Source organism: Citrobacter sp. ABFQG, assembly GCF_004322975.1.
Taxonomy (GTDB): domain Bacteria; phylum Pseudomonadota; class Gammaproteobacteria; order Enterobacterales; family Enterobacteriaceae; genus Citrobacter; species Citrobacter freundii.
The window spans coordinates 1,944,212-1,963,037 of the sequence record NZ_CP036435.1 but is presented as its reverse complement, the minus strand read 5'-3'; the positions used below and the strand labels follow the sequence as shown (position 1 = coordinate 1,963,037).

The following is an 18,826-nucleotide window of genomic DNA, read 5'->3' as shown; positions in this document are numbered from 1 at the left end:
TTTAGCATAACAGTTCTCATTTTCATCGGAGTGTTGTTGTGAAAACCGCCATGCTGTTACAGACGCTCGAAAACCAGCTTAACCGCCTGCGACAGCGTTGTGCTCCGCTGGCGCACCACACAACGCTTAGCGCCCGCTTTGACAGGCATCTGTTTCACACGCGCAGCACATTGCTGCAGGCCTGCCTGGATGAAGCTGACGATAATCTTACTGCCCTACGTCGCGCCGTTGAGCAGCAACAACTACCACAAATCACCTGGCTTGCGGAACACCTTGCCTCACAGTTAGAGGCGATTTCACGTGAAACTGCCAGTTGGTCGCTACGCGAGTGGGACAGCGCATCTCCAGGTCTGGCGCGCTGGCAGCGCAAGCGGGTCCAACATCAGGAGTTTGAACGCCGTCTGGTTGAAATGACGCGTGAACGCAAAGAGCGTCTGGCTCAGGCTACCGGCTTTGCAGAACAGCAAAAACTGCATCGTGAAGTAGAAGCATTCGAGGCGCGACTGGCGCGCTGCCGTCATGCTCTGGCAAGAATAGAAAACGTGTTGGCGCGTTTAACCCGTTAATCCCCGGAGAATTTATGTCATTAGAGAACGCCCCGGACGAGGTCAAACTGGCCGTCGATTTGATTGTTTTACTTGAGGAAAATCAGGTTGCACCTGAAACCGTACTGAAGGCGCTGGAGATTGTTAAACGGGATTACGAAAAGAAACAGCTCTCTTCTTCAAAAAACGCGCTATAGCTGAAATGCCTGATAACGTTGCACTTACCAGGCCTACGAATGAATCGAAGCTCGCAGGCCTGATGAGTTTTTCTATTAACCTACCGAAGGCGTCGGATCATCACCTTTAATGATGTCACGCTTAACCTCGGTCACGGTGTCGCCCTTCGCGTTGTGCAGGTGCACTTCAAGCTGGTTAAAGGCGATATCAATGTCGTTTTCACGGCACAAACGATCGACCGCACGGTTCAGTTCATCAACCGTGTGACTACGATCGCGCAGTTCACGCACGTATAAACGCAGTTCATGATCCAGCGTGCTGGCGCCGAAGGCGGTAAAGAACACAGCAGGCTCCGGATCGTGCATCACTTTCGGGTGTTCCATCGCCGCCTGCAGCAGCACTTTCTTCACTTTGTCCAGATCCGAACCGTAGGCCACGCCGATGCGGATCACCAGACGCGTGGTGGTATCGGAAAGCGACCAGTTGATCAAACGCTCCGTCACAAAGGCTTTGTTCGGGATGATCACCTCTTTGCGATCGAAGTCGGTAATGGTGGTGGCACGGATACGGATCTTGCTGACCGTTCCTGAGAACGTACCGATAGTCACGGTATCGCCGATGCGGACCGGGCGTTCAAACAGAATAATCAGACCCGAAACAAAGTTACCGAAGATTTCCTGCAAACCAAAACCAAGACCAACCGACAGGGCTGCTGCCAGCCACTGTAGCTTATCCCACGAAACACCGAGCGATCCGAAGACCGTCATCGCGCCGATGGCGATGATCGCGTAGTTAAGGATCGTGGTGATCGCATACGAAGCGCCCTGACGCATCTTCAGTCGCGAGAGCACCAACACTTCCAGCAGGCCGGGTAAGTTACGGATCAGCGCCCACGCGACCATTGAGGCAATAATCGCAAACAGCAGGCTACCCATGGTGACGTCTTTCACCACTGCCGCACCCGCTTCGGTACCGTTGTAATGCCAGAGCGTAATGCTGTCGAGATAGCTGAACACGGTGATCAAATCAGACCAAATGGCCCAGAACAAGACACCAAACAGGGCAACCATCACCAGCATAGTTATACGCAGCGTTTGCTGGTTAACCTGCTCAAGCGCGATGGTCGGTTCTTCCTGCGGTTCTGCACCTTCCGCTCCTTCTTTCACCAGGTTCTGACGACGCGCCAGCGCGCGACGCCAGGCGATACGACGTGCCGCGACGCTCAACCCACGCAGCACGGTCTGGTACAGCAGGTTCCAGAGAATGACCAGATAAACCGTTTCAATCCAGCGTCCCGCCAGACGCAGCGTGGTGTAGAAATAGCCGGTCGCCGTCAGCACCATTAATGCTATCGGGATAATAGACAGCACGGTAATCGTCACCAGACGCAGACCATGCGACTCTTTATCACGCCAGCTTTCGCGGCACATTGGCCATACCAGGAAGGCGATCAGCAGCAGGTTGAGGAAAATCACCACCTGACCCAGCACATCGTCCATCAGATTGAGCGGTGACAGTTCAGCAATGACCGACCAAAAATTAAGCGGCAACAGCGCCAGGCTAATACGCACGATTTGGCGGCGCCAATGGCTAGTTTGTTTTGCTGGCATACCAAAATGACGAATTGCCACGCCATCTTTTTCCAGCACCTTCCAGCACAAACCAAACACCAGCCAGAAGACTGTCATCTTCTTACTGAACGCCCACAGTAGGTCGCTGATATTCAACTGCATGGTAAGCAGAATCAGACCTACCGCAAGGATAATCAGGCACGCCGGCAAGGCTCTGATGAGATCGATCAGAATCGCTTTTGGCGTGTTGAGCTGACTGTCATTACGCAGGTTACCCACCGCAGCGGCTAATTTCGCCTGATACTCTTTCAACCATTTCAGACGCCAGCGGATTAACCCGGCAATGAGCAGCAGCGGCAATCCCGCCAGGAACGCAATAAATACTGCGGGCCACGCTTTTTCCCAGTTCACCGTGATTTTCATCGACTTAAACTGGTCTTTAAGCGTTTGCGGGAAAGCTTTGATCCAGTCCCAGTCCATCGGGCGGTTACTGTTAACCCAGAAAATCTGCTGCGTGAGGATCCCTTTCAGGTTTTTCGACACGCTCATTAACTGCTGCTGGTTAATTTGCAGATTAATCGCCATCATCAGCTGGTTGCCCAGTTGCTTATTGAGCTGATCCAACAGTTCACGACGCATATCCACAACCTGCAGTAAGGCATCATGGACTTCGCCGTTAACTTCGTTGCTGTGCCCTTCTTCCAGTTTGGCGACAAACGCATCATTCTGGAACAGCGCGTCGCGCTGCTGGTTGACCTCGAACTGCTCCAGACGCAAGTCGGCGATCCGGTTGGTCATATCGGCAAGTTCATCCGCCGACGGCAGCGTTTGTTGTTGCTGATACAGAATACGCGACAGCAGCAGACTGCCTTTCAGAACGGCGATCTGTTCTTTAATGTTGCGTTCGGATTGCAGCGCGCGGTCAAGCCAGTTTTTGACTTTGATATTTTGCTGCATCAGGCTGTTGCCGTTTTCGGTCGCGGCAATCAGACGCTGGCTGAGCTGATGGTTAACATCAAGCTCCTGCTTCACTAACGGATTGGACTGAATACGCTCGGCTTCATCCGGCGTGACTGCTTCCTGCGCCGTTTTTTCGGTTAACGTCAGTCGCTTGCTGTTCACCGCTTCCTGCAGGAGCTGGAGCTGATGCTCAAGGCGGTTACTGTTCGCCGTCACGTAATCACGTTGTTTTTGCAAGGTATCTTGCAAAATCGTATTACCTTCAAGGCTCTTACGCTGTTGGTCGATCTGCGCATTCAGCAGCGCCTGCTGCGCCTGTAACAGCACCTGCTGGCTGGGGCGTAAAGCACCTTCGCCTACATTAGTGCCATCAAGTCGGTTGCGGATTTGCTGCATCTGCTGCGACGCGGTGTACATCGCATTTTGTACGCGCTCTGGCTGAGTCTGGAGCGACACCAGCTGGCTGTTATACGTGGCCAGATCGTTTTGCGAGCTTTGCAGGTCATCGAGCACCTGCGCGACGCGTGACTCAAGCTGTCGTAAGGAAAGCGTGCTCAGCGTTTTTCGCGTTTCGTCGTCATTGTCGACATCGCTGAGCGAATTTAGCGCATCCGTCGCCTGGCGCATTTTCTCCGGCGCCTGGGCCACTTTCTGGCGAAGCTGTACGGTCTCATCTTTCACGCGATCGATTTTATCCAGCGTGGCGATAGTATCGATGAGATCCTGTTGGACCAGCTTATCCTGCGCGGAGAGATCTTTTTGTTTACTCAGTGCGTCCAGTTGGCTCTGAATATCTGCTTTCGTCGGCAGTTCACCACTCTGTTGCGCCCGCGCAAATGCAGATGACTGGCAGGATAACAATAGAATGAAGAAAAGTATGCTAATAGCAATTACATGCTGTGAACGTTTATAGAGCTGCAACATAGTCATGAGAATGAATGTTTCTGAACCGGGAAAGTGACCGGAAATAGTCAAGCGGCAAGAATATCACGGCTGTGACCAGCAGAATAGCAGCAGGCAAAACGACCAGGAGAATTCCTGGTGCAGAATGGCAAACTAGCTTGTCTCTCCTGCCTGCAGGCGCAAGCTTGGACAAAGCAGACACATCTCCAGCAGCACCGCCACGTACTGGCGAGCCTCATTCTTCAGATCAAACGATTCGGGAGCAAATAACCAGTTCTCCATGATCCCGGAAATATAGCTACGCATTAACACCGCTACACGACGTGTGTTCAGGTTTTCCGGCAACATGTTGACATCCATACAGTGGCGTAACGTTTTTTCTATACGGTCATAGTTTTCCAGACACAGGCTACGTTCGACTAACTGAACTGATGCTATTTCCCCGACAAATTCGCATTTGTGGAATATAATCTCCATCAATAAACGTCGGCGTTCTTCTGTCACGGTAGTTTCAAGAACGTAAATTAAAATTTCTCTTAATACTGATAGTGGATCGTCAGGGAATTTTGCCTGATACTCAGTCTCTAACTCATCAATGTTAGGTTTTGCTAGCTCCCAGATTTCACTGAATAAATCCGATTTGTTTTTGAAATGCCAATAGATTGCACCGCGCGTCACACCAGCGGCTTTTGCGATCTCAGCCAGCGAGGTGGATGAGACCCCTTGTTGCGAAAACATACGCAGAGCGACATCAAGAATGTGTTGTCGTGTTTCCTGTGCTTGTTGTTTGGTTTTTCGTGCCATAGGTCAGTGAATTTACAGGCGTTAGATTTACATACATTTGTGAATGTATGTACCATAGCACGACGATAATATAAACGCAGCAATGGGTTTATGGGCTTTAAGCCATTGATCAATTTGAAATCGGACACTCGAGGTTTACATATGAACAAAAACAGAGGGTTAACGCCTCTGGCAGTCGTTCTGATGCTCTCAGGCAGCTTAGCGCTAACAGGATGTGACGACAAACAGGCCCAACAAGGGGGCCAGCAAATGCCAGAGGTTGGAGTTGTTACGCTCAAAACTGAACCTCTACAGATCACAACCGAACTTCCGGGTCGCACCAGTGCGTTTCGTATTGCTGAAGTTCGTCCTCAGGTTAGCGGGATTATCCTGAAACGTAATTTCACGGAAGGTGGTGACATCGAAGCGGGTGTATCTCTCTATCAGATTGATCCTGCTACCTACCAGGCCGCTTATGAAAGTGCAAAAGGCGATCTGGCTAAAGCACAAGCCGCAGCAAACATTGCTCAACTGACGGTGAAACGTTATCAGAAACTGTTGGGTACTAAATACATCAGCCAACAGGACTACGATAGCGCGTTGGCTGACGCACAGCAGGCAAACGCCGCCGTTGTTGCCGCGAAAGCTGCGGTAGAAACTGCACGCATCAATCTGGCTTACACCAAAGTGACGTCACCGATCAGCGGTCGCATTGGTAAATCATCCGTTACGGAAGGCGCTCTGGTGCAAAACGGTCAGGCGACCGCACTGGCGACCGTTCAGCAGTTGGATCCCATCTATGTAGACGTGACGCAGTCAAGCAACGACTTCCTGCGCCTGAAACAAGAGCTGGCCAACGGCACGCTGAAGCAAGAGAACGGTAAAGCGAAAGTCGAACTGGTGACCAATGACGGCATTAAATACCCGCAGTCCGGTACGCTGGAATTTTCTGATGTGACGGTAGATCAAACCACTGGGTCGATTACGTTACGCGCAATTTTCCCGAACCCGGATCATACCTTACTGCCGGGTATGTTCGTCCGCGCACGTCTGGAAGAAGGGATTAACCCAACTGCATTACTGGTTCCACAGCAAGGCGTTACCCGCACACCGCGTGGCGATGCCAGTGCATTGGTTATCGGTGCAGACAACAAAGTTGAAACTCGTCAAATTGTCGCCGCACAAGCGATTGGCGACAAATGGTTAGTCACTGATGGACTTAAGCCGGGCGACCGCGTGATTGTTACTGGGCTGCAGAAAGTACGTCCTGGCGCGCAGGTAAAAGCGCAGGAAATCACCGCTGATAACAACCAGCAAGGCCAAAGCGGTAGCCAGCCTGAACAGTCCAAGTCTTAACTTAAACAGGAGCCGTTAAGACATGCCTAATTTCTTTATCGATCGCCCAATATTTGCGTGGGTGATCGCCATTATCATCATGTTGGCAGGGGGGCTCGCGATCCTCAAATTGCCGGTAGCGCAATATCCGACTATTGCACCGCCAGCAGTGACGATCTCCGCGACCTATCCTGGCGCTGATGCCAAAACAGTACAGGATACTGTTACGCAGGTTATCGAACAGAATATGAACGGTATCGATAACCTGATGTACATGTCCTCAAACAGTGACTCCACGGGTACCGTGCAGATCACCCTGACCTTCCAGTCTGGTACTGATGCGGATATCGCACAGGTACAGGTGCAGAACAAACTGCAGCTGGCCATGCCGTTGCTGCCTCAGGAAGTACAGCAGCAAGGGGTTAGCGTTGAGAAGTCATCCAGCAGCTTCCTGATGGTTGTCGGTGTTATCAACACCAACGGCACCATGACGCAGGAGGATATTTCCGACTACGTTGGCGCCAACATGAAGGATGCCATTAGCCGTACTTCAGGCGTGGGCGACGTTCAGCTGTTTGGTTCTCAGTACGCGATGCGTATCTGGATGGATCCGAACAAACTGAACAACTTCCAGCTGACACCGGTTGATGTAATCAGCGCCATCAAAGCGCAGAACGCCCAGGTTGCAGCCGGTCAGTTAGGTGGTACGCCGCCGGTGAAAGGTCAGCAACTTAACGCATCGATCATTGCGCAAACCCGTCTGACCTCCGCTGATGAGTTCGGCAAAATCCTGCTGAAAGTGAATCAGGATGGTTCCCAGGTTCGTCTGCGTGACGTAGCGAAAGTGGAACTGGGCGGTGAGAACTACGACATCATTGCGAAGTTCAACGGTAAACCGGCATCCGGTCTGGGTATCAAGCTGGCAACAGGTGCTAACGCCCTGGACACCGCAAACGCTATCCGCGAAGAACTGAAGAAGATGGAACCGTTCTTCCCGTCAGGTCTGAAGATCGTTTACCCGTATGACACCACGCCGTTCGTGAAAATTTCTATTCACGAAGTAGTGAAAACGCTGGCAGAAGCAATCATCCTCGTGTTCCTGGTAATGTATCTGTTCCTGCAGAACTTCCGCGCGACGCTGATTCCGACTATCGCCGTGCCGGTGGTACTCTTGGGTACGTTTGCCGTCCTGGCGATTTTCGGCTTCTCAATAAATACCCTGACGATGTTCGGGATGGTGCTCGCCATCGGCCTGCTGGTGGATGACGCCATCGTGGTGGTCGAGAACGTTGAACGTGTAATGGCTGAGGAAGGACTACCGCCGAAGGAAGCAACGCGAAAATCGATGGGCCAGATTCAGGGCGCATTGGTGGGTATCGCGATGGTGTTGTCAGCGGTATTTATCCCAATGGCGTTCTTCGGAGGGTCGACCGGTGCAATTTACCGTCAGTTCTCCATCACCATTGTTTCCGCGATGGCGCTGTCTGTACTGGTGGCATTGATTCTGACCCCTGCCCTGTGTGCGACCATGCTCAAACCGATTGCTAAAGGCGATCACGGAGAAGGCAAAAAAGGCTTCTTCGGCTGGTTTAACCGCATGTTCGATAAGAGCACGCATCATTACACCGATAGCGTGGGCGGTATTCTGCGCAGCACCGGTCGTTATCTGGCGCTGTATCTGATTATCGTTGTGGGCATGGCCTATCTGTTCGTTCGTCTGCCAAGTTCGTTCCTGCCAGATGAAGACCAGGGGGTATTCCTGTCTATGGCTCAGCTGCCTGCGGGTGCGACGCAAGAGCGTACCCAGAAGGTACTGGACGAAATGACGGATTACTACCTGACCAAGGAAAAAGCGAACGTTGAATCGGTGTTTGCCGTTAACGGTTTCGGTTTTGCTGGTCGTGGTCAGAACACCGGCATCGCGTTCGTTTCTCTGAAAGACTGGAGTGAACGTCCTGGCGAAGAGAACAAGGTTGAAGCGATTACTCAGCGTGCAATGGGCGCATTCTCGCAGATTAAAGACGCAATGGTCTTTGCCTTTAACCTGCCAGCGATTGTGGAGTTAGGGACCGCAACCGGTTTTGACTTCCAGTTGATTGACCAGGCGGGTCTGGGCCATGAGAAGCTGACTCAGGCGCGTAACCAACTGTTTGGTGAAGTCGCGAAGCATCCTGATCTGTTGGTCGGTGTTCGTCCTAACGGTCTGGAAGATACGCCGCAGTTCAAGATCGATATCGATCAGGAAAAAGCGCAGGCTCTGGGCGTTTCCATTAGTGATATTAATACAACGCTGGGTGCAGCATGGGGCGGAAGCTACGTGAATGACTTCATCGACCGTGGTCGTGTGAAGAAAGTTTACGTCATGTCTGAAGCGAAATACCGTATGTTGCCGGAAGATATTGGCAACTGGTATGTCCGCGGTAGCGATGGACAGATGGTACCGTTCTCCGCCTTCTCTACCTCACGTTGGGAATACGGTTCGCCGCGTCTGGAACGCTATAACGGTTTGCCTTCCATGGAAATCTTAGGCCAGGCCGCTCCGGGTAAAAGTACCGGTGAAGCCATGGCGATGATGGAGCAACTGGCCAGCAAACTGCCATCCGGTATCGGTTATGACTGGACTGGTATGTCCTACCAGGAACGACTGTCCGGCAACCAGGCTCCTGCCCTGTATGCTATTTCACTGATCGTCGTATTCTTGTGTCTGGCAGCGTTGTACGAGAGCTGGTCAATTCCGTTCTCCGTAATGCTGGTTGTACCGCTGGGTGTTATCGGTGCATTGCTGGCAGCAACGTTCCGCGGCCTGACCAACGACGTTTACTTCCAGGTAGGCCTGCTCACAACCATTGGGTTGTCGGCGAAGAACGCGATACTTATCGTCGAATTCGCCAAAGACTTGATGGATAAAGAGGGTAAAGGTCTGATAGAGGCGACGCTGGACGCAGTACGCATGCGTTTACGTCCAATCCTGATGACGTCACTGGCCTTTATTCTGGGCGTAATGCCGCTGGTCATCAGCTCCGGCGCAGGTTCCGGTGCGCAGAACGCCGTTGGTACTGGCGTAATGGGTGGGATGGTGACGGCAACCGTGTTGGCGATCTTCTTTGTTCCGGTGTTCTTTGTGGTGGTACGCCGCCGCTTTAGCCGCAAAAATGAAGATATTGAGCATAGCCACTCAGTAGAGCATCATTGATACATCTCTAAAGATAAGGCCGCGCAAGCGGCCTTTTTTCTGAAAAAATCATAAAAATCACTTATTGCCATTCCGTTTATTTTCTATCGGGTAAATAAGCGATATAATCCTTGCAGCCTTAAAGGCTATTCTTAAAAAACAGCGAGAGTTCTTATTTACTTTAATAAATATTAAGATTAATCCTATCCACTGGTTCACATTGTCGGTTGTTGCCTTTCGTTGCTAAACCTAAACAAGATAACCCGATGATTGCCCGAAGAATAAAGAAATTGTCCCATTTCGAATAGCGGCATTTATCTGTTAAAATGTAAAAATGACGTAGCATCATAATTTTACATAATTGTAATTTTTCGTGATATGACGATGAAATCTTTTTTAGAGTAGATTATAGTTAAATCATCAGGAGTCGCGGGCAAGTTCCAGGTAGTTGTTGTATCCATCCCGAAAGGTGTTCGGTTAGTTTAAGCCACTAAGAAGGGGATGCGTTATGGATGAATACTCACCCAAAAGACATGATATCGCGCAGCTTAAATTTCTCTGCGAAACTCTGTATCATGACTGTCTTGCAAACCTTGAACAAAGTAACCATGGCTGGGTTAATGACCCTACCTCTGCAACCAGCTTGCAGCTCAATGAACTGATAGAGCATATTGCAACCTTCGCACTTAATTATAAAATTAAGTACAATGAGGACAATAAGCTGATCGCGCAGATAGATGAATACCTGGATGACACTTTTATGTTGTTCAGCAGTTATGGTATTAATACGCAGGATCTGCAGAAATGGCGGAAGTCAGGTAATCGACTGTTTCGCTGTTTTGTCAATGCCACCAGGGCTAATCCTGTTAGTTTGTCTTGTTAAAAATTATTACAATCATAGGTAAGAGTTATGTCCGATAAACCATTAACTAAAACAGATTATTTGATGCGCCTGCGACGTTGCCAGACAATTGATACGCTAGAGCGCGTTATTGAAAAAAATAAATATGAATTGTCCGACAACGAACTGGCTGTATTTTACTCAGCAGCAGATCATCGCCTTGCTGAATTGACCATGAATAAGCTTTACGACAAGATTCCAACTTCTGTTTGGAAATTCATTCGCTAATTGCACTCAAGGTTAAGTCAGGTATAGCGGTACATTTGTCTGGCTGACCGTTTTCGTATTTATACCTGTCATACTTCAAGTTGCATGTGCGTTGGCTTTCCTCGCTCACCCTAGTCACGTACTAATGTACGCTCCCAGGGATTCGCTGCGTCGCCGCCTTCCTGCAACTCGAATTATTTAAGGTATACAATGGTTATTTAATTCAAATCACGTGACAATGATCACAGCAAAGAAGCGGGAACGTTCCCCTTGCTTGCATTACGTTTTACTGTGCTGAAATAACCTTCAGTACACAGGGAAATCGTAATGCGTAATGAAAAGCAAAAAATGATCGCCGGCGAATACTATCACCCGGCAGATGAAACACTGCGCAGTGACCGACTACGCGCTCGTCAATTGATCTATCGTTACAATCTCACCGCTCCCGATGAAAAAAATGAGCGTCAGGCAATCCTGCATGATCTGTTAGGTCAGAGTGAGGGTGCCTATATTGAACCCTCTTTCCGGTGTGATTACGGTTATAACATCTATCTTGGTAAAGACTTTTACGCTAATTTCGACTGCGTTATGCTCGACGTCTGTCCAATTCATATTGGCGACAACTGCATGCTGGCACCTGGCGTTCATATCTATACCGCGACCCATCCGCTGGATGCTACCGAGCGCAACAGTGGCCTGGAGTTCGGAAAGCCCGTGACTATCGGCAATAATGTCTGGATAGGTGGCCGTGCAGTGATCAATCCTGGCGTCACGCTGGGCGATAACGTGGTTGTGGCATCAGGTGCAGTAGTCACTAAAAGCGTTCCAGCGAACACCGTAGTTGGGGGCAATCCCGCAAGGATCATCAAAACGCTGTGATCTTAAATGTAACTGTTATGCTAAATTGCGGTTAATCTGTTACTTTCTTCAAAGGGTATCCCCTTTTAAAATAGGGCGATCCCTCCTGAATTTTGCAGATATCACGAAGGCAAGAGATGACAGAAATACAGCGCCTGCTTACTGAAACAATCGACGACTTAAATATTCGCGAGAAGCGCGACAACAAACCGCGCTTTAGCATCAGCTTTATTCGCAAACACCCAGGGCTGTTTATCGGCATGTATGTTGCCTGGTTTGCCACGCTGGCGGTGATGCTACAGTCAGAAACGTTAGTCGATTCAGTATGGCTGCTGGTGGTACTGTTCGTTGTACTCAACGGCTTTTTCTTTTTCGACGTTGCGCCACGGTACCGCTTTGAAGATATCGACGTTCTGGATTTTAGAGTTTGCTATAACGGAGAATGGTACAACACGCGCTTTGTCCCCTCCTCGCTCATCGATACTATCCTGCACTCACCGTCCGTGGATAGCGAACATAAAGCACAGCTGCAAAAGATGATATCGCGCAAAGGCGAACTCTCGTTTTACGATGTCTTTACGCTTACCCGCGCCCAGACCACCCAGTAACGGTATCTCAGCGCAGATAAAAAAAGTGCGTTCCTGCCCAGGCAACGCACTTTAATCCCTGAAATGCTGGCAAAGAAACTAACGTCTCTTTTTACGCCCCTGTACTGCTTTAAAGCGCGGATTCGTTTTGCAGATAACGTACAAACGCCCTTTGCGTTTTACTATCTGGCAGTCAGGATGGCGCTGTTTTGCGCTGCGAAGTGAATTGAGTACCTGCATTTTAACCCCGCTTAACGCCAATAAAATGACCAAAACGTTTTTGGAAACGTGCTGCACTACCTTCATTATCAAAGGTTTTTTGTTTCCCGGTATAATACGGATGCGATTTAGAAGAGATATCGAGGGTCACGTACGGGTACATTTCCCCCTCAAACTCAATTTCACGCTCAGTCTTAATGGTCGAACCGACCTTAAAGAATTCATTGGCACTGGTATCGTGAAACACCACGGTACGGTAAAAAGGATGAATATCCGGTTTCATGGCAACCTCGATTTGTTACGTTATAACATAACCGACAAAATACACCACTCTTGTACAAACCACAACCTGATTTACGCTACAGGGAGTTAAACGGGATGATAAGTGGCCGTAAATATATGATGTCAATCGAATAGCTTTTCGGGGTTTCAGATATACTTTCCCTACGCTGTGTAAATAAGGATATCACTGTGACAACACGACATCTGATAAGCCTGGTGACTGGGGTACTGTTCCTTTCCATCCTCGCGCCTGTAGGTTTAAGCCTGTGGCTGGCACATCGTCAGGTCGAAACGAAATTTATCGATGAACTCGACATGTTCTCAACACGAGTCGCATTACGTACGGAACGCGTAGGCGAGCAGGCGAAAAAAGCATTACGCCATATTGAAGCATTTCAGGGGGTGCCTTGTAGTGATGAGCATCTGCTGGAAATGCGTCGTTTGTCATATAGCTATCGCTATATTCAGGAAGTGCTGTACCTCAAAGATAACGTTCCGCAATGCTCATCCCTGGAAAAAAGAAGCCAGGCAGACGCATTTCCACCCGCAATGAAAGTCACTCCTGATGGATATCGCGCATGGCTTACCACGCAAAATGATTTGGGCATCAAGCGCTTTATGGCAGCATTAGGGAGCGAACATTATATTGTGATGGTCGATCCGGGTTCTTTCATTGACGTCATCCCGTTTGGCTCATGGCCGATTGAAGTGACTATTATTGGCACCATGCGCAACGTCGTGGTTGCCAGTAGCGCCGATCTGCCATCGGACGTTTTGCAGCATATACAGCAAGAACGATCTATTACTCATTTTAACAAAGATGGCAGCATTTATAACGCCCGCCCCTTTCCTGAGTTGGGCATCACGATCGTAACCTGGGCGTCCACCCTGCCATTGCAAAAAACCTGGCACCGGCAGGCTCTGATCTGGCTCCCGGCAGGCATTCTTATCGGCTTGCTCACCGCCGCCTTTGTTTTGCGTATTTTGCGCCGCTTACAGTCGCCCCATCATCAGTTGCAGGACGCTATCCAGCATCGGGACATCAAAGTCCACTATCAACCAATTATCTCGCTCAAAACGGGGAAAGTGGTTGGGGCGGAGGCGCTGGCTCGCTGGCAGCAGGCCGATGGGAGTTATCTGTCACCTGAAATTTTCGTCGCGCTGGCGCATGAAACCGGGCTGACAGAGTCCCTCACTCGGTTGATTATTGAAAGCGTATTTGAAGATTTAGGCAAATGGCTGCGTCAGCATCCTGAGCAGCATATATCCATCAACCTTGAGTCAGCCGATCTGTCCTCCGAAACGCTTCCTGCCCTGTTAAGCAAGAAGGTGAACCACTGGCAACTTAAGCCTGCGCAAATCGCGCTGGAGCTAACTGAACGCGAATTTGCTGACCCAAAAAACAGCGCGCCGTTTATTGCCAAATACCGTCAGGCGGGTCATTCAATCTATATTGATGACTTTGGTACCGGCTATTCCAGCCTGAGTTATTTGCAGGATCTGGATGTAGACATTCTGAAGATAGACAAATCGTTCGTCGATGCACTGGAGTACAACAACGTCACGCCACATATCATCGAGATAGCAAAAGCGTTGAAACTTGAGATGGTGGCGGAAGGTATCGAAACCGAGAATCAGGAAACCTGGCTACGCAAGCACGGAGTGCAGTACGGTCAGGGCTGGCTTTACAGCAAGGCGCTGCCGAAAACGGAATTTATACTGTGGGCAGAAAAACGGCTTTAATATGGCTGTTGATGTTGAGATGGCTGGCGGCACGCCGCACAGCCAGTCACATCACTCTTCCATAATGGGCGCAAATCCACCGTAGATCATTCGCTTGCCATCAAATGGCATAGATTCACCGAATTCCTTCATACGGGGATCGGACATCATCTTCTGATTCGCCGCGTCGCGGACCTCTTTGGAAGGGTATTCAATCCAGCTGAATACCACTTCTTCATGATCCTGCGCTTTCACAGCCATGCGAAAATCGGTCAATTTGCCGTCGGGGACATCATCTGCCCAGCACTCCACCACGCGCAATGCACCGAACTCCTTGAAAAGCGGAGCTGCTTTTGCCGCCATCGCAATGTACGCCTCCTTGTTTTCAGCGGGTACGGCAACCACAAAGCCATCAACATACTTCATGAGAAAAACCTCCGAAGTGTACTGCGCGGCAAGCCGATTCCGGCCGCGTCAGTCGAGGTTAAGTTTAGTCGCCAGCAGGCGATCGCGCCCCAGGCGTATTCTTGATGCGAATACGTGCCTGCGGCTGATGGCGAAACCACGGCAAGCAAAGCTGAATGAGCGGTCCGATAGCCAAGGCATACAGCACCGTACCAACCCCCACGGTTCCTCCCAGCAACCAACCGATAAGCAGCACCGACACTTCAATTGCGGTTCGAATTCGTCGTACTGGCCAGCCGGTACGTGCGTGGATACCGGTCATCAGACCATCACGCGGACCGGCGCCAAAACCGGCACCAATGTACAGGCTGGTTGCTAACGCATTCAAGATCACCGCTGACACCAACAGCCCGCTGCGCGCCAGCAGGGATTCAAATCCCGGAATCACCAGCAGCGCGGCATCTGCCGCCAGCCCGATCATAATCACGTTGCTCAACGTGCCAAACCCTGGACGCTGGCGCAGCGGTATCCACGCCAGCAGTACCAACACACCCACGGCAATAATCACCACGCCGATATTCATCGACAATAAATTGGCCACGCCCAGGTGAAACACGTTCCACGGATCGGCCCCTAAATCGGCACGGACAAACATCGCCGTCGACACACCGTACAGCGTCAGCCCGATAAACAGCTGAAGTAAACGACGCAGCATGCTTTTCCCCTCTCACTCTCAGATAACTTTCATCATCACCGCAATTGGCACTATGATTAATGTCCAGTTTTCAAAAAGTGGACTGCTATGTCATCACGCCGTTACGGAAGCCAGTCTTTGCAGCGCCTGCTCGGACACTGGCAGGAAAACCCCTCACGAACGCCCATCTGGCGACAACTGGCAGAAGCGTTACGTCTGCTGATCCTTGATGGTCGACTGGCGCTGGATAGTCGCTTACCCGGCGAACGCGAGCTCGCTGCCGTTCTGCAAGTGAGCCGAACCACCGTCGCCAGCGCCATGGCGCAACTGCGTGAAGAGGGATATCTGGAAAGCCGTCATGGGAGCGGCTCACGGGTGATCCTGCCGGAACACATTCGTCATGTGCCTACACGAACCAGTACCGGTACAGCGCTGGATTTGTCCACGGCGGCGCTGAGTGCCGGTCCCGAAATTCACCATGCTTACCAACAAGCGCTGTTTGCGATGCCGCAGCATTTGCTGAGTTCCGGGTATCTACCACAGGGACTGGCGGTTTTGCGTGAATCCATCGCCCGGCATTATTGCGAACGCGGACTCCCGACGCAGCCCGATGAGATTATGGTCGTGAACGGCGCGGTCAGTGGCCTGGCACTGATCCTGCGTTTACTCACCGGCCCTGGCGATCGCGTGGTGGTCGATCATCCCACGTATCCGCTGGCGATTGCCGCGATTCAAGGTGCATCATGTCGTCCCGTCGGTGTGTCGCTGCCCGAACACGGTTGGGATACGGCAGGTCTGGTCGCCACCATCGCGCAAACCGCACCGAGAATGGCCTATCTGATGCCGGACTTTCACAATCCGACCGGGCGTTGCATGGACGCTGCAACTCGCCAGGTCGTGGCAGATATTGCTGAAAGGACCCGCACCACATTGGTGATTGATGAGACCATGGTGAACCTGTGGTATGACGCCCCGCCACCACCGCCGCTTGCCGCATTCAACCGCAATGCACCGATCATCCTGCTGGGATCTGCCGGGAAAAGCTTTTGGGGAGGATTGCGTCTGGGCTGGATTCGGGCGTCGGCGCGAACCATCGCGGCGCTGGTACAAACTCGCGACACCTTCGATTTAGGCTCCCCGGTGCTTGAACAACTCGCCACCAGTTGGCTGCTGGATAATGCCGCCGACTTTCTTCCTGACAGAAGACGGCTACTCACATCGCAGCGAGATCTGTGCTCGGACCTGATGAATGCACATTTCCCGGAGTGGCAGTTTACCCAGCCACAGGGAGGACTCTCTTTTTGGGTTGAACTGCCCGATACGCTGGCAACGCTATTAGCTACGCGCGCCGAAATCGCAGGCATTCAGTTGGGAACCGGTACGCGTTTCGGTCTTGATGGTGCATTTGACCGCTTTTTGCGTATGCCCTTCACATTACCGGATGACACAACGCGTGCCGCCTTCCGGGTGTTGCAACCCATTTGGGATAACCTGCGTTTGCAGGCCAGCAGCGGGAAAATACGTAAAATAATCTAAACGACGAGTCAAAGGACTCGTCCTTGAATGCCGTGATGGACGAGGATGTCCCGGCAATATTAACGCTGAGGAGGAACCGGAAACCCCTTCAGAGAAATCACGAAATTCTCACCGTCTTTCTTAATTTTTGCCCCGGCATCACACCAGTCGGAGGCAATACGGAAGAACTCATCGCTGCCGACATTCCAGCTCAGACGAACATGTTTCACATAACCGGAACGCAGCATTTCACAGGCTTCACCATAATTACAGGCGGTTGAGAGCGGTTGTTGTTTCATTTTTTCTTCTTCAGTAGTCTTCGCAATGCTTTGATTTCTTTAGGAGTCAGTGCTTCAACCACGGATTCTTCCGTATGCTGGCTATCGATATCCTCAGCGGAGACTCCCGCCTCTTCAACGGCGGAAAACGCGATCAGCAGTAGTTTTTCCGTCGCGATACTTAAATTTTCACTATGCACTTCAGCGTAATGGCGAAGCTTTTCTTTTAGCGCCTCATCAATTTTGACATTCAATACAGCGGTCGACATCGTAGAAAATCCTTGTGGTCAGCCAAAACACACCGAATGTAAGACCCCTGTCGTTACAGTGCGATGGCGGCGGCAAAAGCATCAAATAACATCCCCGAAACACATTGACAGCATTTGATGACATTAAAATGACAATACGATGACAAAGAAAAGAAGATAAGCAGAAGGAAAATTGCCGGACGGCAGAATTGGGTGGGGGCCCTGCCAGCTACATCCCGGCACACACGTCATCTGCCTTGGCTGCTTCCTTCCGGACCTGACCTGGTAAACAGAGTAGTGTTGCGGGAGAACCAACAGAGCCCCCATTGAGAGCGTTGTTAACCAACGCGCAGGCGCATTATCACTGCTGCACCCTGTAATTGCAACCCATCCAGCATCGGATGCTGTTTTCTTGTGCAATGCGGCTTCACTCCTTCGCCGTTCAGCATTATGCTGGAGGATTAGCGCAGGAATAAATGATGGATATACAAGACACTTTCCCCCAACGCGTCTGGCAAATCGTCGCGTCAATCCCCGAAGGTTTCGTCACCACCTATGGCGATGTTGCCAGGCTTGCCGGTTCGCCGCGTGCTGCGCGCCAGGTAGGCGGCGTGCTTAAGCGTCTCCCCGAAGGCAGCACTTTGCCCTGGCATCGGGTGGTTAATCGTCATGGTGCCATTTCGCTGACAGGCCCCGACCTGCAACGGCAGCGCCAGGCGTTGCTGGCTGAAGGAGTAGTGGTTTCAGGAAGCGGACAGATCGATTTACAGCGCTATCGCTGGGTGTACTAACCCTCTCTGGGCGGAGAGGGTTACGACTGCCTTAGTACTGTGTGGGAGCAGGGACGGCAGAAGACGGATTCACCTGGGTTGGTGACGTTGACGGCACCGTGGTGGCAGCCCCACCGCTCGCCTGAACCGGTACTGCCGTTTGCTGTACAGGGACCAGCGTCAGGTCAGCTTTTGTCCCCCCCTGATTGATGACCGTCTGCACGGTATCAGTAATGAAGACCAGTTTGTCATTAACCGTAATTGCCGCACTTAGCAGAATACGGGCGTTAGGTTGAATATCAGCCGGGTTAAACGGTAATACGAAGCTGAATGGCGCCTGTTTACCCTCAGTACGGACCGCTTTTTGCGACAGCACTTTTGACGGTGCATCGGCCAGTGAAGCATCTGACAGCGTTACGGTCAGCACCGCATCAGGTGGCAAGGCCACTTTCTGGCGGATCCATACTGTACCGGAGACATTAGGCTGCTGAATTTTAGACTGTGTGTCAGCAATTGACGTATTAGGGCTTGGCGCAGGTGTCTGAATATCCGCGCTTTTATCGGCGCAGGCTGCCAGAGCGACCGCAACCGCTAAACCACTTACCATGTGCACGAGTTTCATTAAATTCTCCTTTTCATCTATGCACCAGCGAGAACTTTCCTCGCCAGAAGAGTGGTTAACAAAAACATAACG

General features: G+C 51.0%; 19 protein-coding genes, 1 other RNA gene and 1 pseudogene. 11 read left to right on the top strand and 10 right to left on the bottom strand.

All coding sequences use genetic code 11. The features are described from left to right. Positions 1 to 38: 38 nt before the first annotated feature. Both priC and rsmS read left to right on the top strand, forming a co-directional pair. The gene (priC, locus tag WN16_RS09455; protein ID WP_003021753.1) at positions 39 to 566 is read left to right on the top strand and encodes a primosomal replication protein N''; all 528 of its coding nucleotides are present in this window, start codon (positions 39 to 41) and stop codon (positions 564 to 566) included. Positions 567 to 580: 14 nt separating this feature from the next. Further along, the gene (gene rsmS / locus WN16_RS09450) at positions 581 to 742 is read left to right on the top strand and encodes a pleiotropic regulatory protein RsmS (protein ID WP_003021750.1); all 162 of its coding nucleotides are present in this window, start codon (positions 581 to 583) and stop codon (positions 740 to 742) included. A 75-nt stretch (positions 743 to 817) separates the two neighbouring features. On the opposite strand, the gene mscK is transcribed toward rsmS, so the two are convergent. Continuing rightward, on the bottom strand, positions 818 to 4,183 hold the full coding sequence (mscK, locus tag WN16_RS09445) for a mechanosensitive channel MscK (protein ID WP_003835917.1): 3,366 nt from the start codon (positions 4,181 to 4,183) through the stop codon (positions 818 to 820). 126 nt (positions 4,184 to 4,309) lie between these two features. Further along, positions 4,310 to 4,960, bottom strand: coding sequence for a multidrug efflux transporter transcriptional repressor AcrR (acrR, locus tag WN16_RS09440; protein WP_003021744.1), 651 nt, complete (start codon positions 4,958 to 4,960; stop codon positions 4,310 to 4,312). A gap of 141 nt (positions 4,961 to 5,101) precedes the next feature. Between acrR and acrA the strand changes: the two genes are divergently transcribed. The 6 genes from acrA (at position 5,102) to WN16_RS09410 (ending at position 12,020) form a co-directional block, all read left to right on the top strand. Beyond that, positions 5,102 to 6,295 (top strand): multidrug efflux RND transporter periplasmic adaptor subunit AcrA, encoded by a 1,194-nt coding sequence (gene acrA / locus WN16_RS09435; protein WP_003835922.1) that lies wholly within the window; start codon positions 5,102 to 5,104, stop codon positions 6,293 to 6,295. 22 nt (positions 6,296 to 6,317) lie between these two features. Then, positions 6,318 to 9,467 (top strand): efflux RND transporter permease AcrB, encoded by a 3,150-nt coding sequence (gene acrB, locus WN16_RS09430; protein ID WP_003021736.1) that lies wholly within the window; start codon positions 6,318 to 6,320, stop codon positions 9,465 to 9,467. A gap of 487 nt (positions 9,468 to 9,954) precedes the next feature. Then, positions 9,955 to 10,329 (top strand): Hha toxicity modulator TomB, encoded by a 375-nt coding sequence (tomB, locus tag WN16_RS09425; RefSeq protein WP_003021733.1) that lies wholly within the window; start codon positions 9,955 to 9,957, stop codon positions 10,327 to 10,329. A 27-nt stretch (positions 10,330 to 10,356) separates the two neighbouring features. Beyond that, positions 10,357 to 10,575, top strand: a complete 219-nt coding sequence (locus WN16_RS09420) for an HHA domain-containing protein (protein ID WP_002892050.1) — start codon at positions 10,357 to 10,359, stop codon at positions 10,573 to 10,575. A gap of 306 nt (positions 10,576 to 10,881) precedes the next feature. Continuing rightward, entirely contained in the window at positions 10,882 to 11,433 is a 552-nt protein-coding gene (gene maa, locus WN16_RS09415; RefSeq protein WP_044699372.1) for a maltose O-acetyltransferase, read from the top strand. A 116-nt stretch (positions 11,434 to 11,549) separates the two neighbouring features. Continuing rightward, on the top strand, positions 11,550 to 12,020 hold the full coding sequence (locus WN16_RS09410; RefSeq protein WP_003021724.1) for a YlaC family protein: 471 nt from the start codon (positions 11,550 to 11,552) through the stop codon (positions 12,018 to 12,020). A 78-nt stretch (positions 12,021 to 12,098) separates the two neighbouring features. On the opposite strand, the gene ykgO is transcribed toward WN16_RS09410, so the two are convergent. Continuing rightward, on the bottom strand, positions 12,099 to 12,239 hold the full coding sequence (gene ykgO, locus WN16_RS09405; protein WP_005125190.1) for a type B 50S ribosomal protein L36: 141 nt from the start codon (positions 12,237 to 12,239) through the stop codon (positions 12,099 to 12,101). A gap of 1 nt (position 12,240) precedes the next feature. Then, a complete protein-coding gene (locus WN16_RS09400; protein WP_003021719.1) occupies positions 12,241 to 12,501 on the bottom strand; it encodes a type B 50S ribosomal protein L31 in 261 nt (86 codons plus the stop codon). A 188-nt stretch (positions 12,502 to 12,689) separates the two neighbouring features. Between WN16_RS09400 and WN16_RS09395 the strand changes: the two genes are divergently transcribed. Next, positions 12,690 to 14,243: an EAL domain-containing protein gene (locus WN16_RS09395; RefSeq protein WP_044699371.1), complete on the top strand. Its 1,554-nt coding sequence runs from the start codon at positions 12,690 to 12,692 to the stop codon at positions 14,241 to 14,243. A 51-nt stretch (positions 14,244 to 14,294) separates the two neighbouring features. Here the strand turns inward: WN16_RS09395 and WN16_RS09390 are convergent, their stop codons facing one another. Both WN16_RS09390 and WN16_RS09385 read right to left on the bottom strand, forming a co-directional pair. Next, the gene (locus WN16_RS09390; protein ID WP_003831033.1) at positions 14,295 to 14,648 is read right to left on the bottom strand and encodes a DUF1428 family protein; all 354 of its coding nucleotides are present in this window, start codon (positions 14,646 to 14,648) and stop codon (positions 14,295 to 14,297) included. A gap of 64 nt (positions 14,649 to 14,712) precedes the next feature. Then, entirely contained in the window at positions 14,713 to 15,342 is a 630-nt protein-coding gene (locus WN16_RS09385; RefSeq protein WP_003835929.1) for a membrane protein, read from the bottom strand. A gap of 87 nt (positions 15,343 to 15,429) precedes the next feature. Between WN16_RS09385 and WN16_RS09380 the strand changes: the two genes are divergently transcribed. Continuing rightward, positions 15,430 to 16,857 carry a PLP-dependent aminotransferase family protein gene (locus WN16_RS09380; protein WP_044699368.1) on the top strand — a complete coding sequence of 476 codons (1,428 nt, stop codon included), beginning with the start codon at positions 15,430 to 15,432 and terminating at the stop codon, positions 16,855 to 16,857. Positions 16,858 to 16,916: 59 nt separating this feature from the next. Here the strand turns inward: WN16_RS09380 and WN16_RS09375 are convergent, their stop codons facing one another. From WN16_RS09375 to ffs, 3 genes are all read right to left on the bottom strand, one after another. Then, positions 16,917 to 17,135 carry a hypothetical protein gene (locus tag WN16_RS09375; RefSeq protein WP_003021701.1) on the bottom strand — a complete coding sequence of 73 codons (219 nt, stop codon included), beginning with the start codon at positions 17,133 to 17,135 and terminating at the stop codon, positions 16,917 to 16,919. Beyond that, the gene (locus WN16_RS09370; RefSeq protein ID WP_003021699.1) at positions 17,132 to 17,383 is read right to left on the bottom strand and encodes a hypothetical protein; all 252 of its coding nucleotides are present in this window, start codon (positions 17,381 to 17,383) and stop codon (positions 17,132 to 17,134) included. The genes WN16_RS09375 and WN16_RS09370 overlap by 4 nt, the downstream gene beginning before the upstream one ends. A 199-nt stretch (positions 17,384 to 17,582) precedes the next feature. Then, positions 17,583 to 17,679: signal recognition particle sRNA small type (gene ffs, locus WN16_RS09365), an RNA gene on the bottom strand. 150 nt (positions 17,680 to 17,829) lie between these two features. Here ffs and WN16_RS09360 point away from each other — a divergent pair. Beyond that, positions 17,830 to 18,153, top strand: a pseudogene (locus WN16_RS09360) (MGMT family protein); the annotation flags it as partial. A gap of 31 nt (positions 18,154 to 18,184) precedes the next feature. Here WN16_RS09360 and WN16_RS09355 read toward each other — a convergent pair. Continuing rightward, a complete protein-coding gene (locus tag WN16_RS09355) occupies positions 18,185 to 18,754 on the bottom strand; it encodes a YbaY family lipoprotein (protein WP_003021666.1) in 570 nt (189 codons plus the stop codon). Positions 18,755 to 18,826 lie beyond the last annotated feature (72 nt).